The following is a 17,092-nucleotide window of genomic DNA, read 5'->3' on the forward strand; positions in this document are numbered from 1 at the left end:
ATGATCCTGAGCTGCGGCGATGCGCTGATCGATTTCGTGCCGGCGAGGCTGGCGGATGGACGCGACGCGTTGCGGCCGGTGGTCGGCGGCTCCTGCCTCAACGTCGCCGTCGGCCTGGCGCGGCTGGGTGCGCCGACCGGCTTCGTGGGCGGCATTTCGACCGATTTGTTCGGCACCATGATCGCGGCCCATGCGGAAGCCTCGCAGGTCGATCTCCGGTTGGCGACGCGTGGGGATGACCAGACGACGCTGGCCTTCGTGCGCCATGTCGGCGGCGAGGCGCAATACGCATTCTACGACGCCGAGACTGCCGCCCGGAAATGGACCTATCGCCCGGACAGCATTCCCTTTGCCGATGTCGATGCGCTCCATGTCGGCTCGACCACGCTGATCCACGAGCAGGGCGCGCGGGAGACGCGCGAGATGATCGCGGCCGCGAAGGGGGCGGTGACGATCTCCTTCGATCCGAACTGCCGGCCGAACCTGGTACGGGACAAGGCGGCCTATCGCGCGGGCATGGACGTCTTCGCGGCCACGGCCGACCTCATCAAGATGTCGGATGTCGATTTCGACTATCTGCACGGCCATGACGATTATGCCGCTCGGGCCGAGGCGCTGCTCGCGCGCGGCACCCGCGTGGTGGTCGTGACGCGCGGCGCCAAGGGGGCACTGGGCTGGCATGCGGAGGCCGGAGCTGTCGAAGTGCCGGCGCCGGCCGTCGATGTCGTGGACACGATCGGCGCCGGCGACAGTTTTCAGGCCGCCCTGCTGTTCGCGCTGAGCAAGCTCGGCCGTATCCGGAAGGCTGACCTGCCTTTGCTCCGCGAGGCGGAATTGCGCCAGGCCTTGAGCTTCGCCGTCCGTTGCGCCGCGGTCACCTGCACGCGCGAAGGCGCCGATCCCCCACGATGGGCCGAGATGGCCGCGGTCTGGAATGATTTGAGCTGAGGACCTTCAGCTGAGGACCTTGAGTTGAAGGATCTTGGGTCGCAGCGCTTCGGATCTAAGACCTGGGCTGAAGCTCCCCATTGCACTCCGCATTGGGAACTGGTTGGCTGTTTCCCCGTCATATGAGAGTACCAGTCGTGGCCTCGGAGCGTCGGGGTCGCCACTGAAATCATGACGCGACAACGAGTTGCAGGGAGGAGAACCATGGCACCCGCCGCACGGACCGAGCCGCTGTCCCGTCACGCGCTGGCCTTCGTGCTGGCGGGCGGACGTGGCAGCCGCCTGCTGGAGCTGACCGACCGGCGCGCCAAGCCCGCGGTCTATTTCGGCGGCAAGTCGCGCATCATCGATTTCGCGCTGTCGAACGCCGTCAATTCCGGCATCCGGCGCATCGCGGTGGCGACGCAGTACAAGGCGCACAGCCTGATCCGGCACCTGCAGATGGGCTGGAACTTCTTCCGCCCCGAGCGCAACGAGAGTTTCGACATCCTGCCCGCGAGCCAGCGCGTCTCGGAGACGATGTGGTACGTCGGAACGGCCGATGCCGTGTACCAGAACATCGACATCCTCGAGAGCTACAATTCGAAATACATCGTCGTGCTGGCCGGCGACCACATCTACAAGATGGACTACGAGCTGATGCTGCAGCAGCACGTCGACCAGCGCGCCGACGTCACCGTCGGCTGCCTGGAGACGCCGCGCGCGGAATCCTCGGGGTTCGGCATCCTCCACATCAACGAGGACGAGACCATCCGCGACTTCATCGAGAAGCCGGCCGATCCGCCGCCGATCCCCGGCAAGCCCGACAAGTCGCTCGCCAGCATGGGCATCTACATCTTCGACGCGAAGTTCCTCTATGACGAGCTGAAGCGCGACGCCGCCGACCCGAACTCGAACCATGATTTCGGCCGCGACATCATCCCCTACATCGTCAAGAACGGCCGCGCGGTGGCGCATCAGTTCGCCCGCTCCTGCGTTCGCACCGAGCATGATACGCGCAGCTATTGGCGCGATGTCGGCACCGTCGACGCCTACTGGGCCGCGAATCTCGACCTGACGGATGTCACCCCGGAGCTCGATCTCTACGACCGCGCCTGGCCGATCTGGACCTATTCCGAGATCACCCCGCCGGCCAAGTTCGTCCATGCCGATGACGGCCGGCGTGGCGAGGCGGTCTGCTCGCTGGTCTCTGGCGGTTGCATCGTCTCCGGCGCCTCGGTGCAGCGGTCGCTGCTGTTCACGGGCTCCCACCTGCATTCCTATTCCAAGGTGCACAATGCGGTGCTGCTGCCTTACGTCAATGTCGCGCGTCATGCGCGCCTGACCAACGTGGTCGTCGATCGCGGCGTGCAGATCCCGGAAGGGCTCGTCGTCGGCGAGGATCCGGAGTTCGACGCCAAGCGGTTCAGGACGACGGAGAATGGCGTGACGCTGATCACCCAGCAGATGATCGACGGGCTCAATTCATGACGCCATTGCGCGTTCTGTCGGTTGCGTCCGAGGTCTATCCGATCATCAAGACCGGCGGCCTGGCCGACGTCGCCGGTGCCTTGCCCTGGGCGCTGATGGCGGAGGACATCGAGGTCCGCACGCTGATCCCCGGCTATCCCGCCGTCATGAAGGCGCTGGAGCAGGCCAGCGAGATCAGCTCGCTGCCGAACTTCTTCGGCGGCAATGCCCGGCTGCTCGGCGGCAGCCATGGCGCGCTCGACCTGTTCGTGCTCGACGCGCCGCATCTCTACGATCGCGAGGGCAATCCATATCTCGGGCCTGATGGCAAGGACTGGCCGGACAATCCGTTCCGCTTCGCGGCGCTGGCGCGCGCGGCGTCCTATATCGGTCTCGGCGCTGTCCCAAGCTTCGTGCCGGACATCGTCCACGGCCACGATTGGCAGGCCGGGCTCATCCCCGCCTATCTGCTGTACAGCCATCGTCCGCATCCGGGCACGGTCATCACCGTGCACAATCTGGCGTTTCAGGGCCGCTTCCCGCGCCACTTCCTGCCGCCGCTCGGGCTGCCGCCGGAATCGTTCTCGATCTACGGCCTCGAATATTACGGCGACATCAGCTTCCTCAAGGCGGGGCTGCAATTCGCCGACAAGATCACCACGGTGTCGCCGACCTATGCCAGGGAGATCCAGAGCGACGAGCACGGCATGGGCCTCGGCGGCCTGTTGCGCCAGCGATCGTCGGACCTCGTCGGCATTCTCAACGGCATCGACACCCATGTGTGGGATCCCGGCAGCGATCCCGCCATCACCTCGCATTTCGGCATCGAGAAGCTCGATGCGCGGGCGCCGAACAAGGCCGCGCTGCAGACCCGCATGGGCTTGCAGGTCTCGCCGGAAACCTTCCTGCTCGGCGTCGTCAGCCGCCTGACCTCGCAGAAGGGGCTCGATCTGCTGCTGTCCTGTCTGCCGACCTTGACCAGCGCCGGCATCCAGCTGGCGCTGCTCGGGGACGGCGAGGCCGAGCTGCGCGACGCCTTCCGCGCGGCGGCCGCGCGGCATCCCGGACAGATCGGCGTTCTCATCGGCTATGACGAGCAACTCGCGCACCTGATCCAGGCGGGCTGCGATGCGCTGGTGGTGCCGTCGCGGTTCGAGCCGTGCGGGCTGACGCAGCTCTGCGCGCTGCGCTATGGCGCCCTGCCGATCGTCACGGCGGTCGGTGGGCTCGCCGACACCGTGATCGACGAGACAGAAGCGGGTGTCGCCGCAACGGGTTTCAAATGCGCAGCCGTCACGGCCGAGGCGCTCGACCAGACCCTGCGCCGCGCCGCCGCAGCCTTCTACGCCGCCCGCAGCAATGCCTCGAACTGGACCCGCATGCAGCTCAACGCGATGCTGACGGATGTGTCATGGCGGCACCGCGCCGGGCGCTATGCCGAGCTGTATCGGCAGATCGTCGCGCAGCGGCGTCCGGCGGGTTGAACGCCCAGCGGCTTTTGACCCGAGTTTCGCGCCGCTTGCTCCGTCCCTTACCTCGCCCCGTCAGGGCGAAGCGAAGCTTCGCTAGGGCGGGGAGAGGTCGGATTGCATCGAAGATGCAATCCGGGTGAGGGGGGCTTTCCGCACGGTCGGTGCTCGTGGCTGCCCCTCACCCCAACCCTCTCCCCGTGAAGAACGGGGCGAGGGAGCAGACTGCCGTCGCCGAAGCGTTCCATGTCGCGCGCGCGAGTAGTGACTGCAACAATGGGAACGCAATACATCCCGACCGACGCCTCATGCCTCTATCAAAACCTTCAGCGCATGCGTTTTCGCGGCTGCGCCGAAGGTCTCATAGGCATCGAGGATCTGATCCAGCTTGAAGCGATGCGTGATCAGCCGCTTGGGCTCGAGCTTTTTCGACTGCACCGTCTTGAGCAGCATCGGCGTCGTCACCGTGTCGACCAGCCGCGTGGTGATCGCGATGTTGCGGTCCCACAGCTTCTCCAGATGCAGGTCGGCCTTGACGCCGTGCACGCCGACATTGGCGATGATGCCGCCGGGCGCGATGATGTCCTCGCAGGTCACGAAGGTGGCGGGCACGCCGACCGCTTCGATCGCGGTGTCGACGCCGCGGCCCTGAGTCAGCGCCATGACCTTCTCGACGGCCTTGCCGTCGCTGTTGTTGATGATGCTGGTGGCGCCGAAGCGGGTGGCGACTTCGAGACGGTTGTCGTCGAGGTCGATCATGATGATCTCGGCCGGCGAGTAGAACTGCGCGGTCAAGAGCGATGCCAGGCCGATCGGGCCGGCGCCGACGATCGCGACGCTTGAGCCCGGCTCGACCTTGCCGTTGAGCACGCCGCACTCGAAGCCGGTCGGCAGGATGTCGCTGAGCATCACCAGCGCCTCCTCCTCGGTGCCGGTAGGCACGTGATAGAGGCTGGTGTCGGCATGCGGCGTCCGGACATATTCCGCCTGGGTGCCGTCGATCTTGTGGCCGAGGATCCAGCCGCCGTGACGGCAATGCGAGTACATGCCGCGGCGGCAATAGTCGCAGGTGCCGCAGGCGGAGATGCAGGAGATGATGACGTGGTCGCCCGGCTTGAACGCGCGCACCGCGCTGCCGACGGCATCGACCACGCCGACGCCCTCATGACCGAGAATGCGTCCTGGCGTGCAGGTCGGCACGTCGCCCTTGAGAATGTGGAGGTCGGTGCCGCAGATCGTGGTCTTCAGGATTTTGACCACGGCATCGCCGGGTTCGAGGATCGCAGGCTTCGGGCGCTCGTCGAGGGATTTCTGACCGGGACCGTGGTAGACCAGGGCTTTCATGAGTGCTCCTCCGCAAAGGTTGCTGGAGGAAGAGTGGCGCAAGCGAGGTTGCGCGCCGTTGAGGCGTATCAAGGCCGGCCGCGATCCGTCTCACGATCCCGTGTCTCAGAAAACGGGACAGGGGGCGTCGATACGAGGACCAGACCGGCGCAGATGACATGCTGTTGACGCTGGACGCGCCGACATGGCTCCTCGATAGTTCTGTGGTTCCCAGCGAGACCCGACCACATGACCAATCCTCCGACGTCCTTCGATCTCATCATCCGCGGCGGCACCATCATCGATGGCACGCGTGCGCCGCGCTTCACGGCGGATGTCGGCATCAAGGACGGCCACATCGTCGCGATCGGAGAGGTCGCAGGTGAAGCTCGCCGCGTGATCGACGCGACCGGCCGCATCGTCGCGCCCGGCTTCATCGACGCGCACACCCATGACGACAGCGCGGTGCTGGTGGATCCCGGGATGACCTGCAAGGTGTCGCAGGGCGTGACCTCGGTCGTGACGGGCAATTGCGGCGTCAGCATCGCGCCGCTGAAGCCGGGCTCGCCGCGGCCGATGCCGCTCGGCCTGCTGTCGCCGGGCGATGGGCGCGTTGCGGAGTATGCGTCGTTTGCGGACTACGTCGCCGCCTTGCGTGCCGCACCGGCGGCGGTGAATGTCGCGGCGATGGTCGGCCACACCTCTCTGCGCGCTTCCGTCTTGAGCGATCTCGGTCGCGCGGCGACGGACGCGGAGATTGCCGAGATGCGCGCCTACGTGCAGGAGGCGCTCGATGCCGGCGCCATCGGCGTCTCCACCGGAACGTTCTATCCGCCGGCCGAGGCGGCGCCGACCGAGGAGATCATCGAGGTCTGCCGCCCGCTCTCCGGCAGCGGCGGCGTGTATGCGACGCATATGCGCAACGAGGCCAACGACGTGATCAAGTCGCTGGAGGAGAGCTTTGCCATCGGCAAGGCGCTCGATGTCCAGGTCGTGATCTCGCACCACAAGGTCGTGGGGCCGGCGAATTTCGGCCGCACCAAGGAGACGCTGCCGCTGATCTCAAAGGCGATGAGCTGCCAATGCGTGGCGCTCGACTGCTATCCCTACAATGCGTCGTCGACGATGCTGCACACCGATCCGGCCAAGCTGCAGGTCAAGGTCGTGGTCGCCGCGTCCGGCCCGCATCCGGAAGTCGCCGGCCGTGATCTCGCCGACATCGCCGCCGAATGGGGCGTCGACCGGCTCGAGGCGGCGAAGCGGCTGCAGCCGGCGTCGGCGATCTACTTCTCGATGGACGAGGCCGACGTGCGGACCATCCTCGCCTTCGAGCCGACCATGATCGGCTCCGACGGCCTGCCGTTCGGCGAGCGGCCGCATCCGCGGCTCTGGGGCACGTTTCCGCGCGTGCTCGGCTACTACTGCCGCGAGCTCGAATTGTTCTCGCTGGAAACGGCGGTCTGGAAGATGAGCGGGCTGACGGCGCAGAACTTCGGCATCGAGGGCCGCGGGACATTGGCGGTCGGCAACCACGCCGACATCACGATCTTCGATGCCGCCAGCGTGCGCGACAGCGCGACCTATGACGAGCCCTGCGTGCCGGCCGCCGGCATCGACGCTGTCATCGTCAACGGTGCGCTGACCTGGTGGCAGGGCGCGCACCAGAACGCGCGCACCGGCCAAGTGATCACGCGCGCGGGCGTAAGCTAAGCCGCCGCAGCCAGCGACCGCGCGAATTCCGGATAGCATTCGGCGAGCTCGTCGAGGATCCGCCCGCGGATCAGCTCGACAGTGGCGCGATCGGGCGCAGGCGTCGGCGGCACGATCTGGGGCAGCTCGTAGTCGAAGCCGGTGCGGTCGCGGACGTCCTCGGCCGTGTAACCCGGGTGCACCGAGCGCAGCCGGAAGCCGCCGCTGTTACGGTCGAAATCGAACAGCGCCAGGTTCGTCAGCAGGGCGTGCGGCCCGCCGCGCCGTTTCACCTCCGGCGTCACGGCGGCGGCGCTGACGAAGTCGACCTTGGGCACCAGCACGCGCGGCGAATGCTCCTCGCGGAACAGGATCACGCGCGGGATGAGGTGATAGAGATAGGCCGAGCCGAACGAGCCCGGCCAACGCACGTCCATGCGCGGATAGTCACCGGTGCCGACCAGGTTGATATTGCCCGCGCCGTCGATCTGGCCGCCGCCGAGAAAGAACGCGTCGACACGGCCCTGCGCCGCGCAGTCGAACAGCTCGACGCCGCCATTGGTGAAGAAGTTGTGCCGGCTCGAGCCGAGGATCGAGATCTTGATCGGTGGTTTGCCCTGCTGGTCGTTGCGGGCGCGCAGCAGCATCGCGCCGGCGGCCGGGATCGGCGAGGAGGCGCCGACCGCGACGTGGCGGATGCCGTCGAGCAGGCCGGCGATGATGGTGATGAGCAGCTCCTTGCGCGCGCGATCGTCCTGCATGTCAGGCCACCTGCTTGCTGCGGCTCAGGAACGTCGAGAGATAAACGCGGAAGCCTTCATCGGTGCGCGCCATCGCGGCGTAGCGCGAAAGCTCCGCGCCGTCGGTCTCGTATTCGTCCCACAGCGGCAGCGGCCAGGCGCCGTTCTCGGCCACCGCGATGGCATCGACATAGAGCCCCGGCAGCACGCCCGCCGCGGAATCCTCGGTCGCCATCAAGTCGCGCTCGACGATGCGCTCGACGGTGACGAGCGTGCGCTTGGCGGCGTAGGCCATCGTCGCCAGCTCGCGATAGCGGCCGATGCGGACATTGCCGAAGCGGTCTGCCTCCGGCGCATGAAACAGCGCGACGTCGGGCGTGATCGCGGGCACCACGACCACCTTGCCGGGCTCGCCGACCGGGCTGTCGATCACCTTCCAGTCGGGACGGACCTGGAGCAGGTCGCTGCCGATGATGCCGGCGATCGGCATGAACGGCACGCCCTTCTGCCCGGCCAGCAGGCCGGCATGAATCGCGGGGCAGGTGGCATCGCGCAAAGTGATGCTGCCCGCGCGGACGGCGGCCGAGAAACGCGGCGCGCCGCCGGCCTCGCCCAGCGAGACGGCGCTCGTCTCGACCACCGCGGCCACGCCGGCGCCGATCAACAGGTCGGCCTGCAGTCCGCTGATGGGCACGCAGACGAGATGCAGCCCGGTCAGGCCGGCTTCGATCATGGCCGCCGTGGCGGCCATCGAGACGCCGGCGCGGTCGACGGGGATCGCGACCGATTGTCCCGGTGCGATGGATGCGACGAGCGCCTCCAGGCTGACCATCTCGGTCATCGACGTATCCTCCTGTTATGCTTTGAGCTCGAGTGTAGCGGTGCGCCGCCCGCCTGTCAGTGCTCGCGTGCGATCGTCGAGCCGCGGATGATCAACTCCGGCGCCAGCACGATGTGCTCGCGCGATGCTCCGGGCGCAGCAATCCGCGCGAGCAGCAGCCGCGCCGCGGCCTCGCCCATGTCGCGCTGGGCGATGCGCACGGTGGTGAGTGGCGGCGAGACCATGTCGACGAACGGCATGTCGTTGTGGCCGACCACGGAGACATCGCCGGGGCAGGCCAGGCCGCGCGCGGCGAGCGCGTCGTAGACGCCGAGCGCGAGCAGGTCGTTGGCGGCGACGATCGCTGTCGGTCTGGTGCGGCGTGCCAGCAGGCGAAGCGCCGCTTCGCGGCCGGCCGCGCGCGTGTAGGTTTCGGCGATCTCGACCGGCGTGTGGCGTGCGGGCAGGCCGGCATCCTTGGCGCTGGCCTCGAAGCCTGCGCGGCGCCGCGCGCCGGTCGAGATCTCCTGCGGGCCGGCGACATGGCCGATGCGCTTGTGACCAAGCGCGACGAGGTGCTCGACCGCGAGCCGCATGCCCGCGGCGTCGTCACTGGCGGCCGACGGGAGCTGCCCGGCGGCATCGACGCGATTGACCAGCACCACCGGCAGCGCGGCGTCCAGGCAATGCTTCACGACATCGTCGCGCAGGCTCACCGTCGCCAGCACCAGGCCGTCGACGCCGCGCGCGATCAGCCGATCGACCAGATCCTGCTCCGAGCCCTTGCTGCCGACGTCGACGACGATCGTCGCATAGCCCTCCGCATTGAGATGATCGGCAATCCCGGAGAGCACCGGCGGGAAACCGGGATCGGCGATGTCAGGCGCCAGCACGCCGATCAGGCCGCTGCGCCCCGTGCGCAGACCCTTGGCCGCCATGTTGAGGCGATAGCCGATCGCGTTGGCGGCGGCCTGGATGCGGTCGGCGACCTCAGTCGCGACCAGATGCTTCATCGCCGGGCTGAGCGCGCGTGACACCGTCGAGGGATGCACGCCGCAGCGGGCGGCCACGTCCTTGATCGTCGGGCGTGCGGACGCGGTTGCCCGCAGGCCACTTGCCGGTCGCAATGTCTGCTTCATGTGCGGCCCCTGATGTCGCAATGCAGCGACGTTTCCACCCTGTCTTACCTTGACACCCTTAACGTGCGTGCAATAAATCTGCATATGCAATCGATTGCAATAACAGAACGGGAAGCGTCCACATGACAGCCAGCGCGTTGAAGCCGCATCTGGTGAGCCCCGAGCATCTCGATCCGCATTGGCGCTGGAGCCGGGCGATTCCCTCGCATGGCCATGTCTCGGTGGATTTCGAGCGCCGCGTCGATTTCGATCGTCTCCGGCGGTACCGATTGGCGCGGGCACGCCAGGCCCTGAAAAACTCGGGCTGCGGCGCGCTGTTGCTGTTCGACGTCAACAACATCCGCTACGTCTCCGGCACCAAGATCGGCGAGTGGGAGCGCGACAAGCTCTGTCGTTTCGCGCTCTTGGCCGGCGACGGCGAGCCGATCGTGTGGGATTTCGGCTCGGCCGCCGTGCACCATCGCATCTTCTGCGACTGGCTGGCGCCGGAGAACTGCCGCGCCGGCATGCTCGGCATGCGCGGCACGGTGCCGCCGGCCGTCGGGCTGATGAAGGCCCATGCCGAGGAGGTGATGAGCCTGTTGCGATCGGCCGGCGTGGCCGACATGCCGGTCGGCGTCGACCTCGCGGAAACCGCGATGTTCTTCGAGCTGCAGAAGGCCGGCATGAAGGTGGTCGACGGCCAGCAGGTCATGCTGGACGCGCGCGAGATCAAGAACATCGACGAGATCATGCTGCTCAATCAGGCCGCGGCGATGGTCGACGGCGTGTATCATTCGATCTACGAGAATTTGAAGCCGGGCGTGCGCGAGAACGACATCGTCGCGCTTGCCAACAAGATGCTCTACGAAATGGGCTCCGACGACGTCGAGGCGATCAACGCCATTTCCGGCGAGCGCTGCAATCCGCATCCGCACAATTTCACCGACCGCATCCTGCGTCCGGGCGACCAGGCGTTCTTCGACATTCTGCAGTCCTATCAGGGCTACCGCACCTGCTATTACCGCACCTTCAATGTCGGCCGGGCGACGCCGGCGCAGCACGATGCCTATAAGCAGTGTCGCGAGTGGCTGGACAATGCGATCGCGCTGATCAAGCCGGGCGTCTCGACCGACACCGTCGCCAAGGTGTGGCCGGCCGCGGAGGAGTTCGGCTTCCCCTCGGAGATGGCGGCTTTCGGCTTGCAGTTCGGCCACGGCCTTGGCCTCGCGCTGCATGAGCGCCCGATCATCTCGCGGCTCGTCTCGCTGGACAATCCGATGGAGATCAAGACCGGCATGGTGTTCGCGCTGGAAACCTATTGCCCGGCCTCCGACGGCTTCTCGGCGGCGCGTATCGAGGAGGAGGTCGTGGTCACCGACAAGGGCTGCCAGGTGATCACGCTGTTCCCCGCGGAAGAGCTGCCGATCGCCAACCGCTATTGAGCGTATTTGAGAGGGAGTAACGCAGATGGCAGCGACGCATTCGCTCGGCTGGATCGGCATGGGGCGCATGGGCTATCCGATGTCGGAGCGCCTGCTGAAGGCCGGCCACACGGTGTCGATCTACAATCGCACCCGGGCGAAGGCCGAGCCGCTGGCGGCGAAGGGTGGCGTGATCGTCGATCATGCGAGCGATCTCGCCGGCTGCGACATCGTGTTCTCGATGGTGTCGACCGGAAAGGATCTCGAGCAGGTCTATTTCGGCGACAGCGGCCTCGTCGCGTCGGGCTCCGGTCCGCGTCCGAAGATCCTGGTCGACTGCTCGTCGATCGGCGTCGAGCAGTCGGAGGCGATCGACGCGAAGTTGAGGCGGCTTGGCTGCGCGTTCGTCCGGGCGCCGGTGTCCGGCAATGGCAAATGCGTCAAGGCAGGCAAGCTGTCGTCGGTCGTGTCCGGTCCCAAAGCGGCGTTCGACGTCATCGAGCCCTATCTCGCCAAGATCGCCGTCTCCGGCGTGTCCTATGTCGGCGAGGGCGAGCTCGCGCGCATTTGCAAGATCGCGCACAACGTCTTCCTCGGCGTCGTGATCCAGAACCTCGCCGAGATCACCATTTTGGCGCAGAAGGCCGGCGTGCCGCGCCATGCCTTCCTCGACTTCATGAATGCGAGCGTGATGGGCTCGACCTTCACGAAGTACAAGAGCAATGCGCTGGTCAATCTCGACTGGACGACGACGTTCACGCCGCCCTTGCTGCGCAAGGATCTCGATCTCGGCTTGTCGGCGGCGCGTCAGCTCGATGTCGCGATGCCGGTGACCGCGGCGACGCGCGAGGCGCTGCAAGCCCATGTCGGCGCCGCCTCGCTGCAACCAGATCCCGCGGCCTATCTGGAGAAGGATTTTGCGGCGCTGCTCGAGACCGTGGCGCTCGCCGCCGGCCTCAAGCTGAAGCCGGAGAACGTGCCGATGCCGACCGGGCTGGAGACCGAGGGGTAGCGCGACCTATTCGCCACGGACGTCATTCCGGGTTCAATCGTCAACGCGCTGCCGCTTCGCGCCGTCGCATTGACGATTACCCCGGAATGACGGCGAGAGGCTGAAGCTCGCTCAATGCAGCCCAACTATCCGGCAGCCAGCGCCCGCCACCGCGTGTCGCGCGCCGAGGGGCGGCGGTGCAGGCGGGCGTCGAGCAGCGCGCGCGCCTTGGCCAGATCGCCGCTGCGGATCAGCGCGAGGATGTAGGTGTCCTCGATCACCTCGCGCTGGGCGTGGCTGCCGCCGACGCGGGCGAGGTCGCCGATGACGGGTGTGAGCTCGCGTGCGCAGGCGCGCCAATTGTCTTCGGCGAAGGCGCGCAGGGCCCGCAGCATGTTCGGCATGATGGGGCCCGCGGGGAGCTTTGCCTCGAGCTGTCGCCGCTCGATTGCGGTGAGACGCCCTTTGAGAGCCGCTGTGTCGTTGGTGGCGGCCGCGATCATCATCAGGTGCATCTCGATGAAAGCAAGCGTCGAGCCGGTGAAGCGGGGGCTGGCATAGGCGGCAATGTCGGCCCACGCGCCGTCGGGCAAGGCGTTATCTTCGGCCATCAGCCGCCACAGCAGCGAGGCGCAGTCCGACAGCGTGTTGAGCGGCGGCGCGGTGTCCATCGTCAGCACCAGAACGTCGGTGTAGACCTTGAGCGCCCCGGCCGCATCGCCGCGGTCCAGCGCGCCGAGCGCTTGGTGCCAGCAGATGTGACCGTGAAGCATGCCGGTGCGGTCGTAGTCGCCGATCCAACCCTCGACGAGCGCATCGGCCTCGTCAAATGCGCCCTCCTCGAACATCGCGTGCAGCAGCGCGTGCACGGCATAGGCGTTGTGTCGGCGCAGCGCGAAGCTGCGCTCGGTGATCGCGCGGCCTTGCGTCACGTCGCCGGCCTCAGTCAACGCCCAGCCATGGTTCGACAGGAACCACCAGTCCTCGCCATAGGCGGCGGCGAAGCGGTCGCAGAGGTCGCGCCGGGCGATGTCGTGGTCCCGCCGGCCGGAGAAGGCGAGCAGGCCGAAGGCGCCGAGCGGCAACGCCATGATCATCGCATCGCGCGGCCAGCTCTCGAGATGGGCCAAGGTGGCGTTGAGTGCTTCGGCACCGCGGCCTTCGATCGCCAGCGCGAGCGTCGCGACATGACTCTGCTCGCGCTCAGTGCCGCGCTTGGCGACGAGGTCGCGCGCCCGCTTGATCGTCTGCAACGCCGCCTCGCGTTGCATGTAGATTGCATGGATCCGGGCTCGCGCGGCGTGCGCCAGCGCGAAATCCGGATCGAGCATGATTGCCCGCTCGAACGCGTCCGTGGCTCCGGGCCAGAACGCCAGCAGGAGATCCATGCCCTCGCGATAGGCGGCTGCCGCATCAGCGGAGGCGGTCGACAGCGGCAGGCCGTAGCGATCCTCTTCCATCTCAGCTCACCCGCGGCCTGCGGCCTTCGATCGGATAGGCCGGGTCGTTGTAGCCGGGGGTCGAGGCGTGGCCGGTGACCACGAGGCGGTCGATCAGCGCCTCGTCGTCGGCCGCGAACGGATAATCCAGCGCGCGAATGTAGTCGTCCCACTGCGCTTCGGTCCGAGGGCCGGCGATGACCGAGCTGATGAAGGCCGAGTTCAGCACCCAGGCCACCGCGAACTGTCCGGGCGTAAAACCTTTGGTCTCGGCGTGGCGCTTGATCTCCTGCGCGAGCTTCAACGACTCTGGCCGCCACTCCGTCTGCATCATCCTGGTGTCGTTGCGGCCGGCACGCGTTTCCTTGTCGGGCGGCGCATCGGGGCTGTACTTGGCGGTGAGCACGCCGCGGGCCAGCGGGCTGTAGGGCACCACGCCGAGGCCGTAATAGCCGCAGGCCGGGAGATGCTCGACCTCGGGCATGCGGTTCATCGCGTTGTAATAGGGCTGGCTGACCACGGGACGGTCGATGCCCATGCCGTCGCAGAGATTGCAGATCTCGGCGACCCGCCAGGCGCGGTAGTTGGAGACGCCGAAATAGCGGATCTTGCCGGCGCGCAGGAGATCACCGATCGCGCGCACGGTCTCTTCCAGCGGCGTCGCGTGGTCCTCCTTGTGCAGATAGTAGATGTCGATATGGCCGGTGCCGAGCCGCTTGAGGCTTTCCTCCGCGGCCTGCAGCACCCAGCGCCGCGACAGGCCGGCTCGGTTCGGATCGTCGCCCATCGGATTGGCGAGCTTGGTCGCGACGATCCAGCGGTCGCGCTCTTGCGCGATGGCGCGGCCGACGACCTCTTCGGAGGCGCCCTTGTTGTAGGCATCCGCCGTATCGATGAACTTGATGCCGGCGTCGCGTGCTTTCGCGATGATGCGTCCCGAGGTCGGCTCGTCGGTCGGGCCGCCGAACATCATCGTGCCCAGGCAGATCGGCGACACTTTCAGGCCGGAACGGCCGAGCTGGCGATAGTTCATGGAAGCCTCATTCCTGCCATAAGCGAGCATGGTTTTGACGGACGATAACTCGCTCAGCGCGTCATTGCGAGCGTAGCGAGGGTCCGCCGAAGCCCGCAGGGCGAAGGCGGAAGCAATCCAGGGCTGCGCGTGCGACTCTCGATGGCTTCGCCGCGCTCGCAATGACGCCGGAGAAAGCCTATTCGCTCTTCAAGATCTTGAACACGCCGGAAGCCATCGCGATCACGCGGTCGGCCGCCGTGACCTCGGTGGTGATGAACACCAGGCTGCGGGTGATCCGCACCACATGCGGCCGCGACACCAGGGTCTCGCCGATCTTGCCGGACTCGACGAAGTGCGTGTCGAACTGGATCGTGGCCATGTGCTCCTTGCCTGCGGCATAGCGGGCGGTCATCCCGCAGCTGCGGTCGGCGAGCGTCATGATCACGCCGCCCTGAACCAGGCCGCGGCGGTTGTGGTGCTTGTCCTCGGTCTGAATCGCGTATTCGTGGACATCGTCGACGACCCGCTGCCACAGCGGGCCGATCAGATGCAGGAAGCCGGAGGTGTCGACGATCTCCCAGCCCTCGGACTTCATCTTTGCCGCGGCTGATTTCGTCATGTTGGACACTCCTCCGGTCGATGCCGCAGCCCGGCACGTGGTCGTTTCTTCCGTCGTGCGGCTGGTGTAGTCAAGCTGCATGGCCATGCCGTTCGACGATGCCACACGACGGAAAATCGAGCGCTGCTGCGCGCGCTTCGTGCGCCAGGATGCGGCGGCGCCGGTGCCGTGCCTGAAGCGCGCGGCGGTGGCGATTGCGCTGGCTCCGCATGATGACACCGGCACCACCGCGCTGCTGCTGACCCTGCGCGCGGCGGGGCTGCGCAGCCACGGCGGCCAATGGGCGTTGCCCGGCGGGCGCTGCGACGCCGACGAGACGCCTGTCGAGGCCGCCTTGCGCGAACTGGCCGAAGAACTCGGCCTCTCGCTGACGCCGGACGCCGTGCTCGGCCTGCTCGACGACTATCCGACACGGTCCGGCTATCTGATTACCCCCGTCGTTCTCTGGGCGACCAATGGCCGCACGCTCCGGCCAAATCCGGACGAGGTCGCCTCGGTGCATCGGATCGGGCTGGATGCGATCACGGCGGACGACGCGTTCGATTTCACCGCGATTGCCGAAAGCACGCGGCGCGTGATCCGCTTTCACGCTCGCGAGGGCCTGATCCACGCCCCCACGGCCGCGCTGATCTATCAGTTCCGCGAGGTCCTGGCTGGTCGTGACACGCGCGTCCACGAGCTGGAACAGCCGGTGTTTGCCTGGAAGTAACCACCGTTTCGGCTACAAGGACGGCATGCTGCACCAGCCGATTCGCAAGCTTGCCCTGATTCTCGCCTGCGCTGTCGCGAGCGCACCGCCATCGTTCGCCGGGGAACCCGCTCCGGCCGCAGCCTCGCGCGAGGCGCTGGCGCAAATGGTGTCGCCGGCTGCAATTGCCGAGTATCAGCGCCGGCTGGCCGAGTATCAGCAGGCGCGCGCGGAGTTCGACCAGGAGGCGGGCGCCTATTGGAAGGCCATCTCCGACAAGCGCCGCATCCGCAATGCCAAGCGCCGCGATCGCCAGCCGATCGGGCTCGACGACTATGTGCTGGAGCAGCCGCCGGTCTATAACGGGCCGAAGCGGCCGGTGAACCCCGAGCCGGAGCCGGAAGGCGAGCCGCGCGAGCGCAAATACATTCCGGTCGTCGCCGATCTCCTGAAGGCGGCGCAGGAGCATTTCCAGTGGTCGCCGCAGCGACCGACCAACGACAGCGATTTCAAGCGCGCCTATGCGCGCTTCGCCGCGGCCTCCGGCCTCACCCGCGAGCAGGCGGTCCGCGTCTATTCCTTCGAGACCGGCGGCAATGGCCGCCACGACTCGCAATCCGGCTTCAAGGGCAATCGCGCGATTTCGACAGCGATCGGCTACAATCAGCTGCTCACGACCAACACGGTCGAGCTGCTCGCGGAGCAGGGGCCGCTGTTCATCCGTTTGCTCGGCGAGCGCGTGGCGCAGACCTCGGGTCCGGCGCGGGCAGCGATGGAGCACAAGCTCGCCGTCTTGAAGAAGATGGTCGCGATCGCGCGCTCGGTCCCCGACGAATGGTCGGCGCATGAGAAGATCGGCAACACCCAGCAGGGTTGGGCGATGCATGCGATGGTGCTCGACATCGATGTCGGCCCGATGCTGCAGACCCACAAGCTCCTGACCTCGGTGCTGTTCGCGCGCGCCAAGGGCTACACCCGGCCGCTCTCGGCCGCCGAGCTCGAGATGATGAACCTCACGGGCGACGGCACCGGGTTCGACATGGTGACGATGCCGCTGGAGATGCGCGACCAGGTGCCGACCGCCAACTTCTTCCAGCGCGGCGGCTACGAGCGCAATCCGGTCGCCGTCCGCCACAACACGGTGGCAAAGCTGCTCGCGGTCACCGATTCCCGTATGGACTCGCTGAGCAGCCTGCCGGGCGCGAAGGAGCTTGCGGCAGCGTTCTGAGGCGCCGGGGCAGTGCGGGTACCAAAGAATTCCGCTGTCGTCCCGGGCAAGCCTTGACGTCGCATCGCGACGGCAAGGCGCCGACCCGGGACCCATAACCACAGGACGTCGTGGTTGCGAAGATCGTAGCTC

At 67.0% G+C, this 17,092-nt stretch carries 15 protein-coding genes; 8 read left to right on the forward strand and 7 right to left on the reverse strand.

The window, feature by feature from the left end; all coding sequences use genetic code 11:
* The 3 genes from NLR35_RS15095 to glgA all read left to right on the forward strand — a co-directional run bounded on the left by NLR35_RS15095 (position 1) and on the right by glgA (position 3,881).
* Positions 1–948, forward strand: coding sequence for a carbohydrate kinase (locus NLR35_RS15095; RefSeq protein ID WP_257167320.1), 948 nt, complete (start codon positions 1–3; stop codon positions 946–948).
* A 204-nt stretch (positions 949–1,152) separates the two neighbouring features.
* Positions 1,153–2,418: a glucose-1-phosphate adenylyltransferase gene (gene glgC, locus NLR35_RS15100; RefSeq protein WP_257167321.1), complete on the forward strand. Its 1,266-nt coding sequence runs from the start codon at positions 1,153–1,155 to the stop codon at positions 2,416–2,418.
* Complete coding sequence (glgA, locus tag NLR35_RS15105; RefSeq protein ID WP_257167322.1) at positions 2,415–3,881, forward strand: glycogen synthase GlgA; 1,467 nt, start codon at positions 2,415–2,417, stop codon at positions 3,879–3,881. Before glgC ends, glgA begins: the two co-directional genes overlap by 4 nt.
* 291 nt (positions 3,882–4,172) lie before the next feature.
* Here glgA and NLR35_RS15110 read toward each other — a convergent pair whose 3' ends face one another.
* Entirely contained in the window at positions 4,173–5,210 is a 1,038-nt protein-coding gene (locus tag NLR35_RS15110) for a zinc-dependent alcohol dehydrogenase family protein (RefSeq protein ID WP_257167323.1), read from the reverse strand.
* A gap of 228 nt (positions 5,211–5,438) precedes the next feature.
* Here NLR35_RS15110 and NLR35_RS15115 point away from each other — a divergent pair, with 228 nt between their 5' ends.
* Positions 5,439–6,899: an amidohydrolase family protein gene (locus NLR35_RS15115; protein WP_257167324.1), complete on the forward strand. Its 1,461-nt coding sequence runs from the start codon at positions 5,439–5,441 to the stop codon at positions 6,897–6,899.
* Here NLR35_RS15115 and NLR35_RS15120 read toward each other — a convergent pair.
* The 3 genes from NLR35_RS15120 to NLR35_RS15130 are packed head-to-tail and all read right to left on the reverse strand — an operon-like array spanning position 6,896 to position 9,577.
* Positions 6,896–7,639, reverse strand: a complete 744-nt coding sequence (locus tag NLR35_RS15120) for a CoA-transferase (protein WP_257167325.1) — start codon at positions 7,637–7,639, stop codon at positions 6,896–6,898. The genes NLR35_RS15115 and NLR35_RS15120 overlap by 4 nt on opposite strands.
* A gap of 1 nt (position 7,640) precedes the next feature.
* Positions 7,641–8,459 (reverse strand): CoA transferase subunit A, encoded by an 819-nt coding sequence (locus NLR35_RS15125; RefSeq protein ID WP_257167326.1) that lies wholly within the window; start codon positions 8,457–8,459, stop codon positions 7,641–7,643.
* 56 nt (positions 8,460–8,515) lie between these two features.
* Entirely contained in the window at positions 8,516–9,577 is a 1,062-nt protein-coding gene (locus tag NLR35_RS15130; protein ID WP_257167327.1) for a LacI family DNA-binding transcriptional regulator, read from the reverse strand.
* A 122-nt stretch (positions 9,578–9,699) separates the two neighbouring features.
* Between NLR35_RS15130 and NLR35_RS15135 the strand changes: the two genes are divergently transcribed.
* Both NLR35_RS15135 and NLR35_RS15140 read left to right on the forward strand, forming a co-directional pair.
* Positions 9,700–11,001 (forward strand): Xaa-Pro peptidase family protein, encoded by a 1,302-nt coding sequence (locus NLR35_RS15135; RefSeq protein ID WP_257167328.1) that lies wholly within the window; start codon positions 9,700–9,702, stop codon positions 10,999–11,001.
* A 25-nt stretch (positions 11,002–11,026) separates the two neighbouring features.
* Positions 11,027–11,992 carry an NAD(P)-dependent oxidoreductase gene (locus NLR35_RS15140; protein WP_257167329.1) on the forward strand — a complete coding sequence of 322 codons (966 nt, stop codon included), beginning with the start codon at positions 11,027–11,029 and terminating at the stop codon, positions 11,990–11,992.
* A gap of 125 nt (positions 11,993–12,117) precedes the next feature.
* Here the strand turns inward: NLR35_RS15140 and NLR35_RS15145 are convergent, their stop codons facing one another.
* The 3 genes from NLR35_RS15145 to NLR35_RS15155 all read right to left on the reverse strand — a co-directional run bounded on the left by NLR35_RS15145 (position 12,118) and on the right by NLR35_RS15155 (position 15,044).
* Positions 12,118–13,431 carry a tetratricopeptide repeat protein gene (locus NLR35_RS15145; RefSeq protein WP_257167330.1) on the reverse strand — a complete coding sequence of 438 codons (1,314 nt, stop codon included), beginning with the start codon at positions 13,429–13,431 and terminating at the stop codon, positions 12,118–12,120.
* 1 nt (position 13,432) lies between these two features.
* The gene (locus NLR35_RS15150; RefSeq protein WP_257167331.1) at positions 13,433–14,443 is read right to left on the reverse strand and encodes an aldo/keto reductase; all 1,011 of its coding nucleotides are present in this window, start codon (positions 14,441–14,443) and stop codon (positions 13,433–13,435) included.
* Positions 14,444–14,621: 178 nt separating this feature from the next.
* Positions 14,622–15,044, reverse strand: coding sequence for a PaaI family thioesterase (locus tag NLR35_RS15155; protein ID WP_257167332.1), 423 nt, complete (start codon positions 15,042–15,044; stop codon positions 14,622–14,624).
* A gap of 79 nt (positions 15,045–15,123) precedes the next feature.
* Here NLR35_RS15155 and NLR35_RS15160 point away from each other — a divergent pair, with 79 nt between their 5' ends.
* Together NLR35_RS15160 and NLR35_RS15165 are read left to right on the forward strand one after the other, a co-directional pair.
* Complete coding sequence (locus NLR35_RS15160) at positions 15,124–15,753, forward strand: CoA pyrophosphatase (protein ID WP_257167333.1); 630 nt, start codon at positions 15,124–15,126, stop codon at positions 15,751–15,753.
* A 25-nt stretch (positions 15,754–15,778) separates the two neighbouring features.
* Complete coding sequence (locus NLR35_RS15165; protein WP_257167469.1) at positions 15,779–16,960, forward strand: hypothetical protein; 1,182 nt, start codon at positions 15,779–15,781, stop codon at positions 16,958–16,960.
* Positions 16,961–17,092: the final 132 nt, after the last annotated feature.

The sequence above is a fragment of the Bradyrhizobium sp. SRS-191 genome (assembly GCF_024586915.1).
GTDB lineage: Bacteria > Pseudomonadota > Alphaproteobacteria > Rhizobiales > Xanthobacteraceae > Bradyrhizobium.

Bases quoted from the DNA above. Each gene is read 5' to 3' on its own strand.
- NLR35_RS15155 (WP_257167332.1), bottom strand. From the start codon at position 15,044: ATGACGAAATCAGCCGCGGCAAAGATGAAGTCCGAGGGCTGGGAGATC.
- NLR35_RS15135 (WP_257167328.1), top strand. From the start codon at position 9,700: ATGACAGCCAGCGCGTTGAAGCCGCATCTGGTGAGCCCCGAGCATCTC.
- NLR35_RS15095 (WP_257167320.1), top strand. From the start codon at position 1: ATGATCCTGAGCTGCGGCGATGCGCTGATCGATTTCGTGCCGGCGAGG.
- glgA (WP_257167322.1), top strand. From the start codon at position 2,415: ATGACGCCATTGCGCGTTCTGTCGGTTGCGTCCGAGGTCTATCCGATC.
- NLR35_RS15145 (WP_257167330.1), bottom strand. From the start codon at position 13,431: ATGGAAGAGGATCGCTACGGCCTGCCGCTGTCGACCGCCTCCGCTGAT.
- NLR35_RS15115 (WP_257167324.1), top strand. From the start codon at position 5,439: ATGACCAATCCTCCGACGTCCTTCGATCTCATCATCCGCGGCGGCACC.
- NLR35_RS15110 (WP_257167323.1), bottom strand. From the start codon at position 5,210: ATGAAAGCCCTGGTCTACCACGGTCCCGGTCAGAAATCCCTCGACGAG.
- NLR35_RS15140 (WP_257167329.1), top strand. From the start codon at position 11,027: ATGGCAGCGACGCATTCGCTCGGCTGGATCGGCATGGGGCGCATGGGC.
- NLR35_RS15165 (WP_257167469.1), top strand. From the start codon at position 15,779: ATGCTGCACCAGCCGATTCGCAAGCTTGCCCTGATTCTCGCCTGCGCT.
- NLR35_RS15125 (WP_257167326.1), bottom strand. From the start codon at position 8,459: ATGACCGAGATGGTCAGCCTGGAGGCGCTCGTCGCATCCATCGCACCG.
- NLR35_RS15120 (WP_257167325.1), bottom strand. From the start codon at position 7,639: ATGCAGGACGATCGCGCGCGCAAGGAGCTGCTCATCACCATCATCGCC.
- NLR35_RS15130 (WP_257167327.1), bottom strand. From the start codon at position 9,577: ATGAAGCAGACATTGCGACCGGCAAGTGGCCTGCGGGCAACCGCGTCC.
- glgC (WP_257167321.1), top strand. From the start codon at position 1,153: ATGGCACCCGCCGCACGGACCGAGCCGCTGTCCCGTCACGCGCTGGCC.
- NLR35_RS15150 (WP_257167331.1), bottom strand. From the start codon at position 14,443: ATGAACTATCGCCAGCTCGGCCGTTCCGGCCTGAAAGTGTCGCCGATC.
- NLR35_RS15160 (WP_257167333.1), top strand. From the start codon at position 15,124: ATGGCCATGCCGTTCGACGATGCCACACGACGGAAAATCGAGCGCTGC.